This window comes from Ruegeria sp. CDSA089, from assembly GCF_059612205.1.
This window is the reverse complement of sequence record NZ_JBXWQD010000001.1, coordinates 228,535-244,871: the sequence shown is the minus strand read 5'-3', so window position 1 is coordinate 244,871 and position 16,337 is coordinate 228,535. Positions and strand designations below refer to the sequence as shown.

Sequence of the window (16,337 nt, the reverse complement as noted above, 5' to 3'; positions counted from 1 at the left end):
TTGATCCGACTATGACCTGCGGCGGCGACGACGGCCAGATTTTTCGTCATCCCCGCCGCCGGTGTTGAAGGACGGCGCGGGCAGGGTGACCACCTGCGCCAGTTCTGGGAACGGGTCGGTTTTGTGCGGGATCGCGTTGGCGGCGACGAAATGGTCCTGAAACTTGGGCTCGATGGCGGTTTCGACCTTGGTGATCTCGCGCACAACACGCTCGATTTCCTTACGCGATCCGATGTTGCACAAGGCGATCCGGGCACCGGTGCCAGCCGCGTTGCCCGCGCTGGAAACCTTGTCCAGCGGCGCGTCTGGGATCATGCCCAGAACCATCGCGTGTTTGGTCGAGATATGGGCACCGAACGCCCCGGCCAGAACCACGCGGTCAACGGTGTCGACCTCCATCTCATCCATCAGCAGGCGCGCACCGGCATAGAGTGCCGATTTCGCCAGCTGGATGGCGCGGATGTCACCTTGGGTCACGGTGATACGCGGGCCGCCCTCGGCGCTGGCATCGTGGATCAGATAGGCGTGGGTGCGGCCTTCGGGTACGCAGCGGGCGGTGCCGGTTTGCTCGGCGGACCCGATCAAGCCGCTTTCATCCAGCAGCCCGGCGATGCGCATCTCGGCCACAGCCTCGATAATGCCCGAGCCACAGATGCCAGTGATCCCGGTGGTGGCGATATCCTGATCAAAGCCGTCTTCGTCCGACCACTTGTCCGATCCGATGATGCGGAAGCGGGGTTCCTTGGTTGCAGGGTCAATTTCGATGCGCTCAATCGCGCCGGGGGCGGCGCGCTGGCCGGAACTGATCTGCGCGCCCTCAAACGCGGGGCCGGTGGGCGAGGAACAGGCCAGCACGCGTGTGGTGTTGCCCAACAGGATTTCAGCGTTGGTGCCCACGTCCACGATCAGCACAAGGTCTTCGGACTTGCCGGGTTCCTCGGAGAGCGCAACGGCAGCACAGTCGGCGCCCACATGTCCCGCAATACAGGGTAGGATATAAACCTGCGCGCGCGGGTTCATCTTGGTCAGGTCCATCTCACGTGCGGGCAAGGACATGCTCTCGGATGTGGCGAGCGCGAAGGGGGCCTGCCCCAGCTCGACCGGGTCCAGACCCAGCAGCAGGTGGTGCATGACCGGGTTGCAGACGAAGACCGTCTCCACGATCAGCGCGGCGTCGATCCCGGCCTCCTCGGCAATGGAGATGGTCAGATCGTTGATCGCCTCGCGCACCGCGCGGGTCATTTCCTGATCGCCGCCGGGGTTCATCATGGCGTAGGAGACGCGACTCATCAGGTCTTCGCCAAAGCGGATCTGCGGGTTCATCAGGCCAGACGAGGCCTTGACCTCACCGGTTTCCAGATCGGTCAGGTGGGCGGCGACGGTGGTTGAGCCAAGGTCGATGGCCAGACCGTACAGCCCTTGTTCATGCAGGCCGGGCCAAATTTCGACCACCTTGGCGACCTCATCCTTGTGGCCTTTGTGGACGGCTACCGTGACCTCCCATTTGCCTTTGCGCAGCACCGGTTGCAACTTGGCCATCAGCGACAGATCGGCGGTGACGGCCTCAATGTTCCACTGCTGGCGCAGGGCGCGTTCCAACCGCTCCAGATCGCCGGTGGGCGAGTGCATGTCGGGTTCCTCGACCACCACGAAATACAGCCGCGTCGCCGGGTCCATGGTGATGGCGCGTGCGGCAGCCGCTTTGCGGACGACCTGACGATGGACCTGAGACTCAGGCGGCACGTCGATCACGATATCGCCCTGAACCGTCGCCTGACAGCCCAGACGGCGGCCAGGCTTGAGCCCGCGTTTGTCGTCATAGCGTTGTTCAACCGCATTCCATTCGCTCAGCGCGTCCTCGGATACGGTGACACCGTGCTTGGGAAACTCGCCATAGCTGGGTGTGATCTGACATTTCGAGCAAATCCCACGCCCGCCGCAGACCGAGTCCAGATCGACGCCCAACTGCCGGGCGACGGTCAGAACCGGGGTGCCGACGGGGAAATGCCCGCGTTTGCCCGAGGGGGTAAAGACGACAAGGGGGTCGGTGGTCATATCTGGCCTGCCTTTTGTATTCGCGCGTATGCCGGGGAAGATATGGGTTTGTGCGCAAAGGGAAAGGCCAATCAGCGGCACGTTTGTCGCCGGTTGCGTCGTTTTTTGCCGCGGCAATGTCCCGCAGGAGAAAACTAGTTCAGATCAGGGGCTTTCCCTTGGGTTCAATCCATGTCATAGGGTCGCCGTCAAACGGGGTTTTGCATGGGGTTAGCAGATGCAGATTCGTGAGGCACTCACCTTTGACGACGTACTTCTGGTTCCGGGCGCATCTTCTGTGCTGCCCGCGACGGCGGATACGACCACGCGTGTGACGCGCGAGATTACCATGAACATTCCGCTGCTCAGCTCGGCGATGGACACGGTGACCGAGGCGCGAATGGCGATTGCTATGGCGCAGGCCGGTGGGATCGGTGTGATCCACAAGAACCTGACGACCGAGGAGCAGGCCCGCGAAGTGCGCCGGGTCAAGCGGTTCGAATCCGGTATCGTTTATAACCCCGTGACATTGCGCGCTGAACAGACGCTGGCCGACGCGCAGGCGCTAGTCGAGCGGTACAACTTCACCGGCTTCCCTGTGGTCGATCCTGATGGTCGCGTCGTGGGTATTGTGACCAACCGTGACATGCGCTTTGCGACCTCGGACGACACGCCGATCCACGCGATGATGACCACCGACAATCTGGCAATGCTTCAGGAGCCTGCTGATCTGGAAGAAGCCAAAAGTCTGATGAAGGCGCGCCGGATCGAAAAGTTGCTGGTCGTAGATGGCGCAGGCAAGCTGACCGGCCTGCTAACCCTGAAAGACACCGAACAAGCAGTGCTTAACCCCACAGCCTGCAAGGACCGTCTGGGCCGCCTGCGTGTTGCAGCGGCGACTTCGGTCGGGGACGCAGGTTTTGAGCGGTCCGAGCAATTGGTGGATTCCGGCGTCGACATCATCGTTGTGGACACCGCGCATGGCCATTCGCAAGGTGTGTTGGACGCGGTGAAGCGGGTGAAGACCCTGTCGAACGAAGTTCAGATCATCGCGGGAAACGTCGCGACCGGCGACGCGACCAAGGCGCTGATTGATGCGGGTGCGGATGCGATCAAGGTTGGGATCGGGCCGGGCTCGATCTGTACCACGCGGATGGTGGCTGGCGTGGGCGTGCCGCAGCTGACGGCGATCATGGATTGTGCCTCAGCCGCCGGAGACGTGCCGGTGATTGCCGATGGCGGCATCAAGTTCTCGGGTGATTTCGCCAAGGCGATTGCCGCGGGGGCGTCCTGCGCCATGGTCGGTTCGATGATTGCGGGCACCGATGAAAGCCCGGGTGAGGTCATTCTGTATCAGGGCCGTTCGTTCAAATCCTATCGTGGCATGGGCAGCCTGGGCGCAATGGCGCGCGGCTCGGCCGATCGCTATTTCCAGAAGGATGCCGCCAACGACAAACTGGTTCCTGAAGGGATCGAGGGGCAGGTGCCTTATAAGGGATCTGCTAGCGCGGTGGTGCATCAACTGGTCGGCGGTCTGCGCGCGGCCATGGGATATACCGGCTGTGCCACCGTGGAAGAGATGCGCAGGAACTGCAATTTCGTAAAGATCACGGGTGCAGGGCTGAAAGAAAGCCACGTGCATGACGTGCAGATTACGCGCGAAAGCCCGAACTATCGGGTGATGTAAAACCTAAACCATTGCAACACGGCGCTCGGTTTGGGCGCCGTTTTGCATTCCAGCCACCTTATCGGACAGACCTATGATCCCAGCAGCGCGCGTACAGGCCTCGATCGAGATTCTTGATCAGATACTTTTAGGTGTTCCGGTTGAAAAAGCGTTGACGGGCTGGGCGCGGCGCAGCCGGTTTGCGGGCTCCAAGGACCGGGCCGCGATACGGGATCACGTGTTTCAGGTACTGCGGTGCAAGCGCTCGTATGCCGCATTGGGCGGGGCTGAAACCGGGCGTGGCCTGATGATCGGCGCGTTGCGTGCCGTTGGGGCGGATTTGGCTGAAACGTTCACGGGTCAGGGTCATGCGCCAGATGCGCTGACCGATGACGAAGCGGGTCGCGATTTCGCGTCGGATGCCGAGCGCTATGACATCCCCGACTGGTTGTGGCCCATGTTTCAAACGTTTCTGGGAGATGAGGCAGTGGCGGTTGCCCAGGCACTGCAAAACCGGGCGCCGGTTCACGTGCGGGTCAACCTGTCCAAGTCAGATCGGGCAGGTGCTATTGCCGCTTTGGCGACCGACGGAATAGTGGCGCAAGAACACCCGGCTTGTGACACCGCGCTGGAGATTGGGGAAGGCGCGCGCAAGATTGCGCAAAGCCGCGCTTATTCCGAAGGTGTGATTGAATTGCAGGATGCGGCCAGTCAGGCCGTTGTGGCAGCACTGGAGTTGCGACCGGGCCTGCGCGTTCTGGACTATTGCGCTGGCGGCGGGGGGAAATCTCTGGCTTTGGCGGCTCATTCCGGGGTTGAGGTCTTTGCCCATGACGTGAACCCCGGACGGATGCGCGATTTGCCCGCACGAACCGAGCGGGCGGGCGCGCGGATCAAGATACTTGCAACCGACGAGATCGCCCGCCATGCGCCTTTCGACATCTTGCTTGTTGATGCGCCTTGTTCCGGCAGCGGCTCGTGGCGGCGGGCGCCGGCGGGGAAATGGGCGTTGGATACGCAACGGCTGACTGAATTGACGGCGCTTCAATCCCGAATTCTGTCAGACACGTCTGTCTTGGTCGATGCGGGCGGTGTGCTGGCTTATGCTACATGCTCGATGCTGAACGAGGAAAACGGTGCCGTAGTAGATAAATTTACGTCCGCCCATCCTGACTGGTCAGAGAGTTTTCGTAAACTGTGGCTGGCGTCCCACGGAACGGATGGGTTCTTTGCAGCGCACTTGACGCGTTAGGTGGTAGCGAAATAACAACCTTGAGGAGAGTGTCTGAATTTCATTAAACGGACATTAACCTATTTTGGGCTCACTTGCGCGAACGCCCCAAGACCAGAGTTGTTTATGTCAGAAACCACAGATGTTTTTTCCGACCTCGCCCTTCGCAAAACTCCGGCAGCGGCGCGGCTGACGCTGTTGGCTGTTGTTGGAATTCTGGTCGCCATAGCCCCCTTGGCAGGCGTGTTGCCGGGCGGCTGGGGTGGGGGGGTTATCGTTGCGGGAAGCTCGCTTTTAGCGGCAGGTGCGCTGGTTGCGGCACGTGGTGGCATCATGGATTGGGCCACGAAGAAATCCGCGGGGGTGATGGCAACGTTTGCGGAACAAGACCTGTTTCCCTGCATCACCGCCAATGCAGATGGCGTCATTCTGACCGCAAACACCGCCGCACGTGAACGGTTTCATGCAACGCCAGGCACGCGAATTGATAAGTGCCTTACGGCCATTTTTGCTAATCCGGCGGCGATTTTACTGCGCCTTCAGGCAATGGCCGAAATCCACGGCAAAGCGCGGGAAGAGGTTGTTTCCGTCGGTTCAACCGTTCCGATATCGGTGTTTGAGGTAAACAATGACTTGTTTTGCTGGCGGTTTCATCTTGAAGCGCTGGGTCAGTGGGAAGACGTTTCGGTCCCGGTAGTGACGCTTGGACGCAACGGAGCAGTGATACGTTCCAACAGGATGGCGAAACATCTTCTGGGTCAGACACCGGAAACAGCTAAACAGCTCCTTTCCAGTGAGCCGCCTGAGGATGGTAAAATCGTCTCGATTGACACCAAGGTTGGTTCGGTTTCCGTGGTCACTAAGGAACTGTCCAAATCGGGATCGGTCGTCGACTTGGCTCTGGTTCCAGTGGACACTTCAAACACTCCTCGAACTGAGGCTCCGTTTGCTGACCTTCCGGTTGCCATCATGTGTCTGTCGCCGAACGGAGAAATTCTGGACGCCAACCGGCTGGCCGTGAAACTTGTTGGCGAGATCGTTCCAGGCCAGACAAATGTTGTCCAGATTATGCAGGGGCTCGGCTATCCCATCTTGGATTGGCTGGCCCGCGCAGCGGCCGAAGACAGCCCGCCAAGTTCGGAGTTTCTGCGCTTGCCAAGGCAGGACAAAGAGATGTTCGTGCAGGTGACGCTGAGCCGCGTGGTAAATAACGGCGAGGTCTGCCTGATCGCGGTTCTGAACGATGCCACCGAACTCAAGACGCTTGAGGCACAATTCGTACAGGGCCAAAAGATGCAGGCCGTCGGTCAGTTGGCCGGGGGCGTGGCGCATGATTTCAACAACTTGCTGACGGCGATTTCGGGGCATTGTGACCTGTTGCTGCTACGGCATGATCAGAATGATCCTAACTATGGTGATCTGGTGCAGATTAACCAGAATGCCAACAGGGCGGCAGCTCTGGTCAGTCAGTTGCTGGCCTTCTCTCGCAAGCAGACCTTGCAGCCCGAGGTGTTGGACTTGCGGGACACGATCTCGGACCTGATCCATCTGTTGAACCGGCTGGTGGGTGAGAAAATCCGCCTGATCCTCAGCCATGATCCAGTGCTGAAGCCGGTGCGTGCCGACAAGCGGCAGTTGGAACAAGTGTTCATGAATCTAGTCGTGAATGCCCGCGACGCCATGCCCGAAGGTGGCGAGGTGCGGATCGAGACTGAAGTGGTGTCGCTGACTGAACCTCTGCGCCGCGATCGCGCTACAGCGCAGCCGGGCGAGTATGTCACCGTCAAGGTGATCGATAGTGGTACGGGTATTCCGGCGGACAAATTGCAAAAAGTGTTCGAGCCTTTCTACACAACTAAACGTACGGGCGAGGGGACGGGGCTAGGCCTGTCAACGGTCTACGGTATTGTGAAACAGACCGGCGGTTTCATCTTTGTTGACAGCGTTTTGGGCCGGGGAACCGAGTTTACGGTTTATCTGCCAGTCTCAACCGCATCCGAACGTGTCGAAGAGCCCGCCGTGCAGGCACCGCAAGCACAGGCTGCGCGTCAGGGTGAAGGCGTGGTTCTGCTGGTCGAGGATGAAGCACCGGTGCGCGCCTTTGCAACCCGCGCGCTGCGCCTGAAGGGCTATACCGTTTTGGAAGCAGCTTCGGCGGAAGAGGCGCTGCATCTGCTGGAAGACGGGGCCCTGAATGTCGATCTCTTCGTCACCGACGTGGTGATGCCGGGCATGGATGGCCCAACCTGGGTGCGTCAGGCGATGAAAGACCGTCCAGATGTCCGCGTCATTTTCATGTCGGGATATACCGAAGGGGCATTTGGCGACTCGGGTCCCGAGCTTGCGCATTCGGCTTTCCTGCCGAAGCCGTTTTCCTTGAACGAACTGACCGAAGCGGTGTTCCAGCAATTGAACTGAAACAGTCAGAGGGCCGCGTCGTGACACGCGAACTCGGCCGCATGTTTGCGCCGGAATTTGCGCTCGGTTTCGCCGCTTAGCGTCAAGTCACGGAGGGGAGAGACATTCTCGCGCGGTAGTGTGATCTCCATATTCAGACGGGATTGTAGGAAGCTCAGGATTTTGTCCTGATGTTCATATTTGAAGACGTGCGTCGCCCCGAATCCGTTGCTGCGGGTGCGGAAGAACTGGCTCTGGCTGCCGACATCCGCATATTCCGGACGCGGGGATTGCATATAGGCCTGAACATAGTCGTCAAAGCTGAGATCATGGGTTGAATGAGGGTGATTCAGCCGCTCGGGACGGCTGCGGAATCGATACCAACTGCCCAGCCAGTCGATCGGTTCGCGGACCACGGCCATGATCTCCATCTCTGTGTCGTGCATTTTTCTGAAAATGTTCTGAAAGAAACGGTCATAGCGCCGGACCGGAGCATGTTTCAGGTCGGGCGGTCCTGTGACAACGATATCCGCCCGGTCCCGCAAAGCGCTGTGGTAAGCGGTGCTGCCGGTTTTGGGGACGGACAGAAATGCAAGACGTTCCTCATAGAAAACAAGCATTTAATCGTCCCTGTCAGAGTTCATTCTTTTTTGCAGATTGGCGTAAACGACTCTTTAACACAATTGCCGAAAGGTAAGTTCTGTAAGTTTTAGTTGAAATGTTCTCTTTTTGGCCTCATAAGGAACAAGAGGCGAACAAAGCAGTGATTGCCGCCCGTTCAAGGGTGTGACACAAGAGAAGGCGACAGGACAATGGCGGATCTTCTGACGATGAGCGACAAGAAAAACGCAGACAAGCAAAAGGCGCTCGACAGCGCGCTGGCCCAGATTGAACGGCAGTTCGGCAAGGGCTCGATCATGAAGCTGGGCGAGGATTCCAAACAGGATATCGAGGCCAGCTCGACCGGATCGCTGGGTCTGGATATCGCGCTGGGGATTGGCGGGCTGCCGATGGGCCGAATTGTTGAGATTTACGGGCCAGAAAGTTCGGGCAAGACCACGCTGACGCTGCATTGTATTGCAGAACAGCAAAAGCGCGGCGGTGTCTGTGCGTTCGTTGACGCGGAACACGCGTTGGACCCGCAATATGCTCGTAAGCTGGGTGTCGATCTGGATGAGTTGCTGATCTCGCAGCCCGACACGGGCGAGCAGGCGCTTGAGATCACTGATACTCTGGTGCGCTCGGGTGCGGTGAATATGGTTGTGGTCGACTCGGTCGCGGCGCTGACGCCGAAATCTGAGCTGGAGGGCGACATGGGCGACAGCAATGTCGGCGTGCAGGCCCGTCTGATGAGCCAGGCGATGCGCAAGCTGACCGGCTCGATCAGCCGTTCGAATTGTATGGTGATCTTCATTAACCAGATTCGGATGAAAATCGGCGTCATGTTTGGCAGCCCGGAGACGACCACTGGGGGCAACGCGCTGAAATTCTACAGCTCGGTGCGTTTGGACATTCGGCGTATCGGCGCGATTAAGGACCGCGATGAGGTTGTCGGCAACCAGACCCGCGTCAAAGTTGTAAAAAACAAGGTGGCCCCGCCGTTCAAGCAGGTGGAATTCGACATCATGTATGGCGAAGGCATCAGCAAGATGGGCGAGCTGCTGGATCTGGGCGTTAAGGCCGGTGTGGTTGAGAAGTCGGGCTCTTGGTTCAGCTACGGGGACGAGCGGATCGGGCAGGGGCGAGAGAATGCCAAACAATATCTGCGCGATAACAGTCGCTCGGCGTTGGAGATTGAGGACAAGATCCGCGCCGCGCATGGGTTGGACTTCGACATGCCGCCCGGTGCCACTGAGGATGACGATATTCTCGAAGCCTGACGGCATCCCGGAATTGTGAACGCGGGGCGGTCCATTGGGGCCGCCTTGTTTCGTTTGCGTGGCCTCCCCTGTGGACTATCCGCAGGGACAGCGATAAACCCGTTTTCGAACAAGATGATTGCGCGCTGAGAGAGCCTTATGCCCACGCTGAACGATATCCGATCGACCTTTCTGAACTATTTCGCCAAACAGGGGCATGAGGTTGTGGCTTCAAGCCCGCTCGTGCCGCGCAATGACCCGACCCTGATGTTCGTGAACTCGGGCATGGTGCAGTTCAAGAACCTGTTCACCGGGCTTGAGACGCGCGACTACAGCCGGGCGACCACTGCGCAGAAATGTGTGCGCGCAGGTGGAAAACACAACGATCTGGACAATGTGGGCTACACCGCGCGCCACCACACATTCTTTGAGATGCTGGGGAATTTCTCGTTCGGGGACTATTTCAAGCATGATGCGATCCCCTTCGCGTGGGAGCTGATCACCAAGGAATTCGGCATCGACAAGAACCGCCTGCTAACCACGGTCTATCACACCGACGATGAGGCATTCGAGATCTGGAAAAAGGTCGGCGTGCCCGAAGACCGGATCATCCGCATCGCCACCAATGACAATTTCTGGCAGATGGGCCCGACCGGTCCCTGTGGTCCATGCACCGAGATTTTCTATGACCATGGCGACCACATCTGGGGCGGCCCTCCGGGTTCGGCCGAGGAAGACGGCGACCGCTTCATCGAAATCTGGAACATCGTGTTCATGCAGAATGAGCAGTTTGAGGACGGCTCGATGGTGGAACTGGACATGCAGTCCATCGACACTGGCATGGGGCTGGAGCGGATCGGCGCTCTGCTACAGGGCAGTCATGACAACTATGACACGGACCTGTTCAAAACGCTGATCGAAGCGTCTGCCGATGCCACCGGTGTGGATCCTTATGGCGATCAGAACGTGCATCACCGCGTGATTGCGGATCACCTGCGGTCGACCTCGTTCCTGATTGCCGATGGCGTGATGCCCAGCAATGACGGCCGCGGTTACGTTCTACGCCGGATCATGCGCCGTGCAATGCGCCATGCGCATTTGCTGGGTGCAAGGGACCCGGTGATGCATCGCCTTGTGCCCTCGCTGGTGCAGTTGATGGGCGCGCAATATACAGAACTGGGGCAGGCGCAGGCGCTGATCGAAGAAACGCTGCTGCTGGAGGAAACCCGGTTCAAGCAGACCCTCGATCGCGGTCTGAAACTGCTGGATGATGAGGTCGCGGGACTGCCCGAAGGTGAGGCTCTGCCCGGCGATGCGGCGTTCAAACTGTACGACACATATGGCTTCCCGCTGGACTTGACGCAGGATGCGCTGCGTGAAAAGGGCCGGACCGTGGATACCGACGGGTTCGATGCAGCCATGGCCGAACAAAAGGCCAAGGCGCGCGCTGCCTGGGCGGGCTCGGGCGAGGCGGCGGATCAGGCCGTTTGGTTTGACGTGCTGGATAGCGCCGGGGCCACGGATTTCCTTGGCTATGATACCGAAAAAGCCGAAGGGCAGGTGGCTGCTCTGGTCGTGGATGGCGCGCTGGTCGACACCATCGAGCAGGGTGGCACCGGTTGGGTTATCGTGAACCAGACCCCGTTCTATGGTGAGGCCGGTGGTCAGGTCGGGGATACCGGTGAAATCCGGCGGCTCGAGAATATGCAGGACGTGGCCAAGGTCGAAGACACGCGCAAATTTGCCGAAGGTAAGGTCTATGCGCATAAGGTGACCGTCAGCCAGGGCACGCTATCCAAAGGCGACGGGGTCGAGCTTGAGGTCGATCACACCCGCCGCAGCGCGATCCGGGCGAACCACTCGGCCACTCACCTGCTGCACGAGGCGTTGCGCGAAACGCTGGGCGATCATGTAGCCCAGCGGGGGTCTTTGAATGCAGCGGATCGTTTGCGGTTCGATTTCAGTCATTCTAAGGCGCTTGCTCTTGACGAAATCCAGAAAGTCGAGCGGGAGGTGAACGACTTCATCCGACAGAACTCGGCCGTTGAAACACGGATCATGACACCGGAGGATGCGCGCGCATTGGGCGCTCAGGCGCTGTTTGGCGAGAAATATGGTGACGAAGTGCGCGTCGTGTCGATGGGCAAAGCGGCAACTGGCAAAGGTCAGGACGGTGAAACCTGGTCCATCGAGCTGTGCGGCGGTACGCATGTGCGTCAGACCGGAGATATTGGCACTTTCGTTGTGCTGGGCGACAGTGCCAGCAGTGCCGGTGTGCGTCGGATCGAGGCCCTGACTGGGGATGCCGCCTTCCGCTATCTGTCGGCGCAGGATCACCGTCTGGCGCAAGTTGCACTCGAGCTGAAAGCGCAGCCCGATGATGTTATTGGCCGGGTGAAATCCCTGCTGGACGAGCGCAAGGCATTGCAGAACGAAGTGGCGCAACTGAGACGTGATCTGGCGATGGCAGGCGGTTCAGGGCAAGGCAGTGCCGAGGCCAAGGACGTGAACGGTGTGCCGTTCCTGGCACAGGCCCTTACAGGCGTGTCTGGCAAAGACCTTCCTGCTTTGATCGACGAACACAAAAGCCGTCTTGGCACGGGCGCTGTTCTGCTGATCGCGGATGCGGGCGGCAAGGCGGCGGTGGCCGCCGGCGTGACCCCGGATCTTACCGATAAGGTCTCGGCCGTGGATCTGGTGCGCGCGGCGGTGGCCGAACTGGGTGGCAAAGGCGGCGGTGGTCGCCCCGACATGGCACAAGGTGGTGGTAAGGACGCTACAAATTCCGAGGCTGCGATCAAAGCGGCCGAACACGTTTTGGGAGGATAATATGGCAGCTCTCTGGATTGCACATGTGACGGTGACGGACACAGAAGCATATGGGAAATATGCAGAATTGGCCGGACCGGCGATTGCCAAGCATGGTGGAACATTCATCGCGCGCGCGGCACGCTTTGTACAACTTGAAGGCAAAGAACGCCCGCGCAATGTGGTCGCGCGCTTTCCATCGCTTGAGGCCGCGGTCGAGTGTTACAACTCGGATGAATATCAGGCTGCGCTGGATTTCGCACGTGATGCAAGCGAGCGAGAATTGGTGGTTGTTGAGATCACCGAATAGAATCGCACCTGCTGTCGTGTACCTTTGAAGGGTGACAGCACTTTGATGCGCGGATTTTGGCCCAGTCGGACAAGTTTTGCTATGTATCGATTGGGTCATTAATTTGATTTCAGAGAATCTTTTATTTTCAAATAGTTGATTTGTTATCCGTTGAGGCGGAACAAAGCGCGCGCCCCACAATTGTGACAGCAGCACCGCAATTCTTGCCTGAAATGGTCATATTGAGTGACGAATTTCCGCCTCTTTTCCCCGTCAATTTTCCCTTAGATTGCGTCGACGTGCCCGTTTACCGATAGTTTCCGAAATGGGGATACGGTCCGGTTTGTCGGCAATCGCTTGGATGAACCAGGATCGAGGGACAGGCATGAAATCGTTTGGCAGTGAACTCGGAACCGTTGTTGGGCGCCTTGTACCTGCGACGGCTCGGGCTGTTGGCCTAGCTGCATTGGCATCCGGGGCACTTTTTGCACCCGCCCCGGCCGAAGCCCGTGAAAACAGCTTTATCCAGACAGCTGTTTCGTCTCCCCCACCTTCAGGTGCGCGACAATTGTGCCGACAATATACTTGGGCCTGTTCCAGCAAGCGCTCGGTCGTGCTGACCAGTCAGCAAGAGATGCAGATTGTGAACCGTGTGAACCGCCGCGTAAATGCGACGACGCGTGAAGTGACCGACCAATCGCAGTACCGCACGCGCGAACGCTGGGCGTTGCCGACTTCGCTTGGCGGTGATTGCGAGGATTTTGCCCTGCTGAAGAAACGTGACCTGATCCGAGCAGGTATTGATCCCAGCAAGCTTTTGATCGCCACAGTGCTTGACCGACAGAGAAACGCGCATGCCGTTCTGGTCTATCGGTCCGCATCAGGAGATTTGGTTTTGGACAATCTAACCAACCGGATCAAACGCTGGTCGGATACCCGCTATTTCTTCTTGCGGATGCAAGACCCCCGGAAACCCAGCAGTTGGGTGGGAGTCTACGGGCGTTCTTAGCGTGACCCGATATTAGAGCGCAGGACGAAAAAAGAGGCGACCGGTTGGTCGCCTCTCTGTCTTTGGGTAAACGGGCCCAGATCAGCTTTCGTCGTCATTGGCGCCGCTGCCTTGGCCAGGGCTTGCGCCCTCGGAGCCGTTGCCGCCTCCGTTGTTGCCTTGGTTACCGTTGTTGCCGCCGTTCCCGTTCCCGTTGCCGTTCCCGTTCCCGTTGCCACCGCCGTTACCATTGCCGTTGCCGTTGTCACCGCCGTCGCCGTTGTCACCGCCGTCGCCGTTGTCACCACCGTTGCCGTTGTCACCACCGTCGCCGTTGTCACCACCGTCGCCGTTGTCACCGCCGTCGCCGTTGTCACCGCCGTCGCCGTTGTCACCACCGTCGCCGTTGTCACCACCGTCGCCGTTGTCACCACCGTCGCCGTTGTCACCACCGTCGCCGTTGTCACCGCCGCCACCGTTGTCACCGCCGTCGTCGTTGCTACCGCCGTCGCCGTTGTCACCACCATCGCCGTTGTCACCACCGTCGTCGTTGTCACCACCGTCGTCGTTGCTACCGCCGTCGCCGTTGTCACCGCCGTCGCCGCCGTTACCGTTGTCGCCATCGTTATCGGATTCATCCGCATCACCGTCGCCGGTGCGCTGTGTATTTGAAGCGATCGTTGCCGTAGGGATATCCGTCAGAACCGCCGCAAAAGCCGGGCAGAACTCTGATGTACGCGCCAAGATGTCCTCGAAATCTGCGCGTCTCTGAATATAACGCAGCATCCGTGCGTCAACCACAGAGCAACCGCACAGAGTTTCAGTTGAAACCGACTGACGTGCGGTTTTGACCGTGCATTTGTCGGCGGCTAATGCCGGAGCGGGTGCTACAAACGGAATTGCGGCCGAAACAAAAACAATTGACAGTAAACGAGATTTTACGCGCATGGCGTTACTCCTTAGTACTCATTAAGCCGTATTTGCACGAACACTCGTGCCATACTTTAAACATAATTACAGCCATCCCTCGTCACATTTTCAAGAAGTGCGGGAAAAAGAAAAGCCCTCAATTTCGGGGCAAAAATGGAAAATGCATTAAAAACAACAATAAAGCCCGCCAGTAAGGCGGGCCTATATGTTGTGTGTTTTTCCGTGGTGGACGCAAATATGTCACGATTGTGGAATTGTTTCCACACTGTGAACTGTTTTACAGTCTTTTCCTTACGCAGACTTTGCCATGCGTTTGCGCTCGTGCGGATCCAGGAATCGTTTGCGCAAGCGGACCGCGTTGGGCGTGACCTCGACCAATTCGTCATCGTCGATATAAGCGATAGCTTCCTCCAACGAGAACTGGACATGAGGCGTCAGGCGCACCGCATCGTCCGAGCCGCTGGCACGAACGTTGGTCAGCTTTTTGCCCTTCAGCGGGTTCACTTCCAGATCGTTGTCGCGCGAATGCTCGCCGATTACCATACCCTGATAGACATCTGTTTGTGGCGCCACGAACATGCGGCCACGCTCTTCAAGGTTCCACAGGGCGTAGGCGACCGCCTGACCTTTCTCCATCGAGATCAAAACGCCCGCGCGACGTCCGGGGATCGGTCCCTTATGCGCGGCCCAGCCGTGGAACACGCGGTTCAGAACACCGGTTCCGCGGGTGTCGGTCAGGAATTCACCGTGATAGCCGATCAGACCGCGCGAGGGGACGTGCGCGATGATGCGGGTCTTGCCGGCACCGGCTGGGCGCATCTCGACCAGCTCGCCCTTGCGCGCTCCTGTGATTTTTTCGATCACAGCGCCCGAGAATTCGTCATCCACGTCGATGGTGACTTCTTCGATGGGCTCCAGCCGCTGGCCGTCTTCTTCGCGGAACAGGACCTGCGGGCGTGAGATACTGAGTTCAAACCCTTCGCGGCGCATGTTTTCGATCAGAACGCCCATCTGCAATTCGCCACGGCCTGCGACCTCGAACGCCTCGCCACCGGGGGTGTCGCTGATGCGGATGGCGACATTCGATTCGGCCTCTTTCATCAGGCGGTCACGGATCACTCGGGACTGGACCTTTTTGCCGTCACGACCGGCCAGAGGCGAGTCGTTGATGCCAAAGGTCACTGTGATGGTCGGCGGGTCGATGGGCTGAGCGGGCAGGGCCTCGTCCACCTGCGGGGAAACCAGCGAATCTGCCACGGTTGCCTTGCTCATGCCTGCGATGGTAACGATGTCACCGGCTTCGGCCACGTCGATGGGCTGTTGCGCCAAGCCACGGAAGGCCAGAATTTTCGAGGCGCGGAAGTTTTCGATCAGGGTCCCGTCGCGCGACAGGGCCTTGAGGCTGTCACCCGCTTTCAGAGTCCCGCTTTCCACACGGCCGGTCAGAATGCGGCCGATGAACGGATCGCTGCCCAGCGTGGTGGCCAGCATGCGGAAGGGTTCGTTTTTTTTGTCGGCCTGTTTCGGCGCAGGCACGTGATCCACGATCAGATCAAACAGAGCGGTCAGGTCCTTACGGGGGCCATCCAGCTCCATATCCGCCCAGCCCGAGCGGCCCGAGGCGTACATGGCCGGGAAGTCCAGTTGATCATCATCGGCGCCAAGATTGGCGAACAGGTCGAAACATTCATCCAACGCGCGGTCGGGTTCAGCGTCGGGCTTGTCGACCTTATTCAGCACAACGATCGGACGCAGGCCCAGTGCCAGCGCTTTGGAGGTCACGAATTTGGTTTGGGGCATCGGACCTTCAGCGGCATCGACCAGCAGAACTACGCCGTCGACCATCGAGAGGATGCGCTCTACCTCGCCGCCGAAGTCGGCGTGGCCAGGGGTGTCTACGATGTTGATGCGGGTGCCTTTCCACTCGACCGAAGTCGCTTTGGCAAGGATGGTGATACCGCGCTCGCGTTCCAGATCGTTGCTGTCCATGGCGCGTTCCGCCACGGCCTGATTTTCCCGGAACGCGCCGGATTGTTTGAGCAGCTCATCTACCAGGGTCGTCTTGCCGTGGTCCACGTGAGCGATGATTGCGATATTGCGCAGGTCCATGAGGTCAGCCTTAAAACGGGAAGTTG

General features: G+C 59.0%; 11 protein-coding genes. 7 read left to right on the top strand and 4 right to left on the bottom strand.

The genetic code is table 11. From position 1 onward, the window contains the following. Positions 1-9: 9 nt before the first annotated feature. Positions 10-2,055: an ASKHA domain-containing protein gene (locus AC2FJ6_RS01250; protein WP_170769801.1), complete on the bottom strand. Its 2,046-nt coding sequence runs from the start codon at positions 2,053-2,055 to the stop codon at positions 10-12. 217 nt (positions 2,056-2,272) lie between these two features. Here AC2FJ6_RS01250 and guaB point away from each other — a divergent pair, with 217 nt between their 5' ends. From guaB to AC2FJ6_RS01235, 3 genes are all read left to right on the top strand, one after another. Next, positions 2,273-3,721, top strand: coding sequence for an IMP dehydrogenase (guaB, locus tag AC2FJ6_RS01245; RefSeq protein ID WP_170769800.1), 1,449 nt, complete (start codon positions 2,273-2,275; stop codon positions 3,719-3,721). Positions 3,722-3,794: 73 nt separating this feature from the next. Next, positions 3,795-4,952, top strand: coding sequence for an RsmB/NOP family class I SAM-dependent RNA methyltransferase (locus AC2FJ6_RS01240; RefSeq protein WP_496668249.1), 1,158 nt, complete (start codon positions 3,795-3,797; stop codon positions 4,950-4,952). Between the two features lie 105 nt (positions 4,953-5,057). Next, entirely contained in the window at positions 5,058-7,349 is a 2,292-nt protein-coding gene (locus AC2FJ6_RS01235; protein ID WP_496668247.1) for an ATP-binding protein, read from the top strand. 5 nt (positions 7,350-7,354) lie between these two features. On the opposite strand, the gene AC2FJ6_RS01230 is transcribed toward AC2FJ6_RS01235, so the two are convergent. Next, entirely contained in the window at positions 7,355-7,948 is a 594-nt protein-coding gene (locus tag AC2FJ6_RS01230) for a sulfotransferase family 2 domain-containing protein (protein ID WP_170769797.1), read from the bottom strand. Positions 7,949-8,140: 192 nt separating this feature from the next. Between AC2FJ6_RS01230 and recA the strand changes: the two genes are divergently transcribed. From recA to AC2FJ6_RS01210, 4 genes are all read left to right on the top strand, one after another. Next, positions 8,141-9,208, top strand: a complete 1,068-nt coding sequence (gene recA, locus AC2FJ6_RS01225) for a recombinase RecA (RefSeq protein WP_170354230.1) — start codon at positions 8,141-8,143, stop codon at positions 9,206-9,208. Positions 9,209-9,346: 138 nt separating this feature from the next. Then, on the top strand, positions 9,347-12,016 hold the full coding sequence (alaS, locus tag AC2FJ6_RS01220; RefSeq protein WP_496668245.1) for an alanine--tRNA ligase: 2,670 nt from the start codon (positions 9,347-9,349) through the stop codon (positions 12,014-12,016). Between the two features lies 1 nt (position 12,017). Further along, positions 12,018-12,305 (top strand): DUF1330 domain-containing protein, encoded by a 288-nt coding sequence (locus AC2FJ6_RS01215; RefSeq protein WP_170769795.1) that lies wholly within the window; start codon positions 12,018-12,020, stop codon positions 12,303-12,305. A 364-nt stretch (positions 12,306-12,669) separates the two neighbouring features. Next, positions 12,670-13,293: a transglutaminase-like cysteine peptidase gene (locus tag AC2FJ6_RS01210; RefSeq protein WP_480504287.1), complete on the top strand. Its 624-nt coding sequence runs from the start codon at positions 12,670-12,672 to the stop codon at positions 13,291-13,293. A gap of 81 nt (positions 13,294-13,374) precedes the next feature. Here AC2FJ6_RS01210 and AC2FJ6_RS01205 read toward each other — a convergent pair whose 3' ends face one another. Then, positions 13,375-14,220 carry a hypothetical protein gene (locus AC2FJ6_RS01205; RefSeq protein WP_496668243.1) on the bottom strand — a complete coding sequence of 282 codons (846 nt, stop codon included), beginning with the start codon at positions 14,218-14,220 and terminating at the stop codon, positions 13,375-13,377. 273 nt (positions 14,221-14,493) lie between these two features. Then, the gene (typA, locus tag AC2FJ6_RS01200; RefSeq protein ID WP_170769792.1) at positions 14,494-16,311 is read right to left on the bottom strand and encodes a translational GTPase TypA; all 1,818 of its coding nucleotides are present in this window, start codon (positions 16,309-16,311) and stop codon (positions 14,494-14,496) included. Between the last annotated feature and the right edge of the window lie 26 nt (positions 16,312-16,337).

Bases quoted from the DNA above. Each gene is read 5' to 3' on its own strand.
- AC2FJ6_RS01250 (WP_170769801.1), bottom strand. From the start codon at position 2,055: ATGACCACCGACCCCCTTGTCGTCTTTACCCCCTCGGGCAAACGCGGG.
- guaB (WP_170769800.1), top strand. From the start codon at position 2,273: ATGCAGATTCGTGAGGCACTCACCTTTGACGACGTACTTCTGGTTCCG.
- AC2FJ6_RS01240 (WP_496668249.1), top strand. From the start codon at position 3,795: ATGATCCCAGCAGCGCGCGTACAGGCCTCGATCGAGATTCTTGATCAG.
- AC2FJ6_RS01235 (WP_496668247.1), top strand. From the start codon at position 5,058: ATGTCAGAAACCACAGATGTTTTTTCCGACCTCGCCCTTCGCAAAACT.
- AC2FJ6_RS01230 (WP_170769797.1), bottom strand. From the start codon at position 7,948: ATGCTTGTTTTCTATGAGGAACGTCTTGCATTTCTGTCCGTCCCCAAA.
- recA (WP_170354230.1), top strand. From the start codon at position 8,141: ATGGCGGATCTTCTGACGATGAGCGACAAGAAAAACGCAGACAAGCAA.
- alaS (WP_496668245.1), top strand. From the start codon at position 9,347: ATGCCCACGCTGAACGATATCCGATCGACCTTTCTGAACTATTTCGCC.
- AC2FJ6_RS01215 (WP_170769795.1), top strand. From the start codon at position 12,018: ATGGCAGCTCTCTGGATTGCACATGTGACGGTGACGGACACAGAAGCA.
- AC2FJ6_RS01210 (WP_480504287.1), top strand. From the start codon at position 12,670: ATGAAATCGTTTGGCAGTGAACTCGGAACCGTTGTTGGGCGCCTTGTA.
- AC2FJ6_RS01205 (WP_496668243.1), bottom strand. From the start codon at position 14,220: ATGCGCGTAAAATCTCGTTTACTGTCAATTGTTTTTGTTTCGGCCGCA.
- typA (WP_170769792.1), bottom strand. From the start codon at position 16,311: ATGGACCTGCGCAATATCGCAATCATCGCTCACGTGGACCACGGCAAG.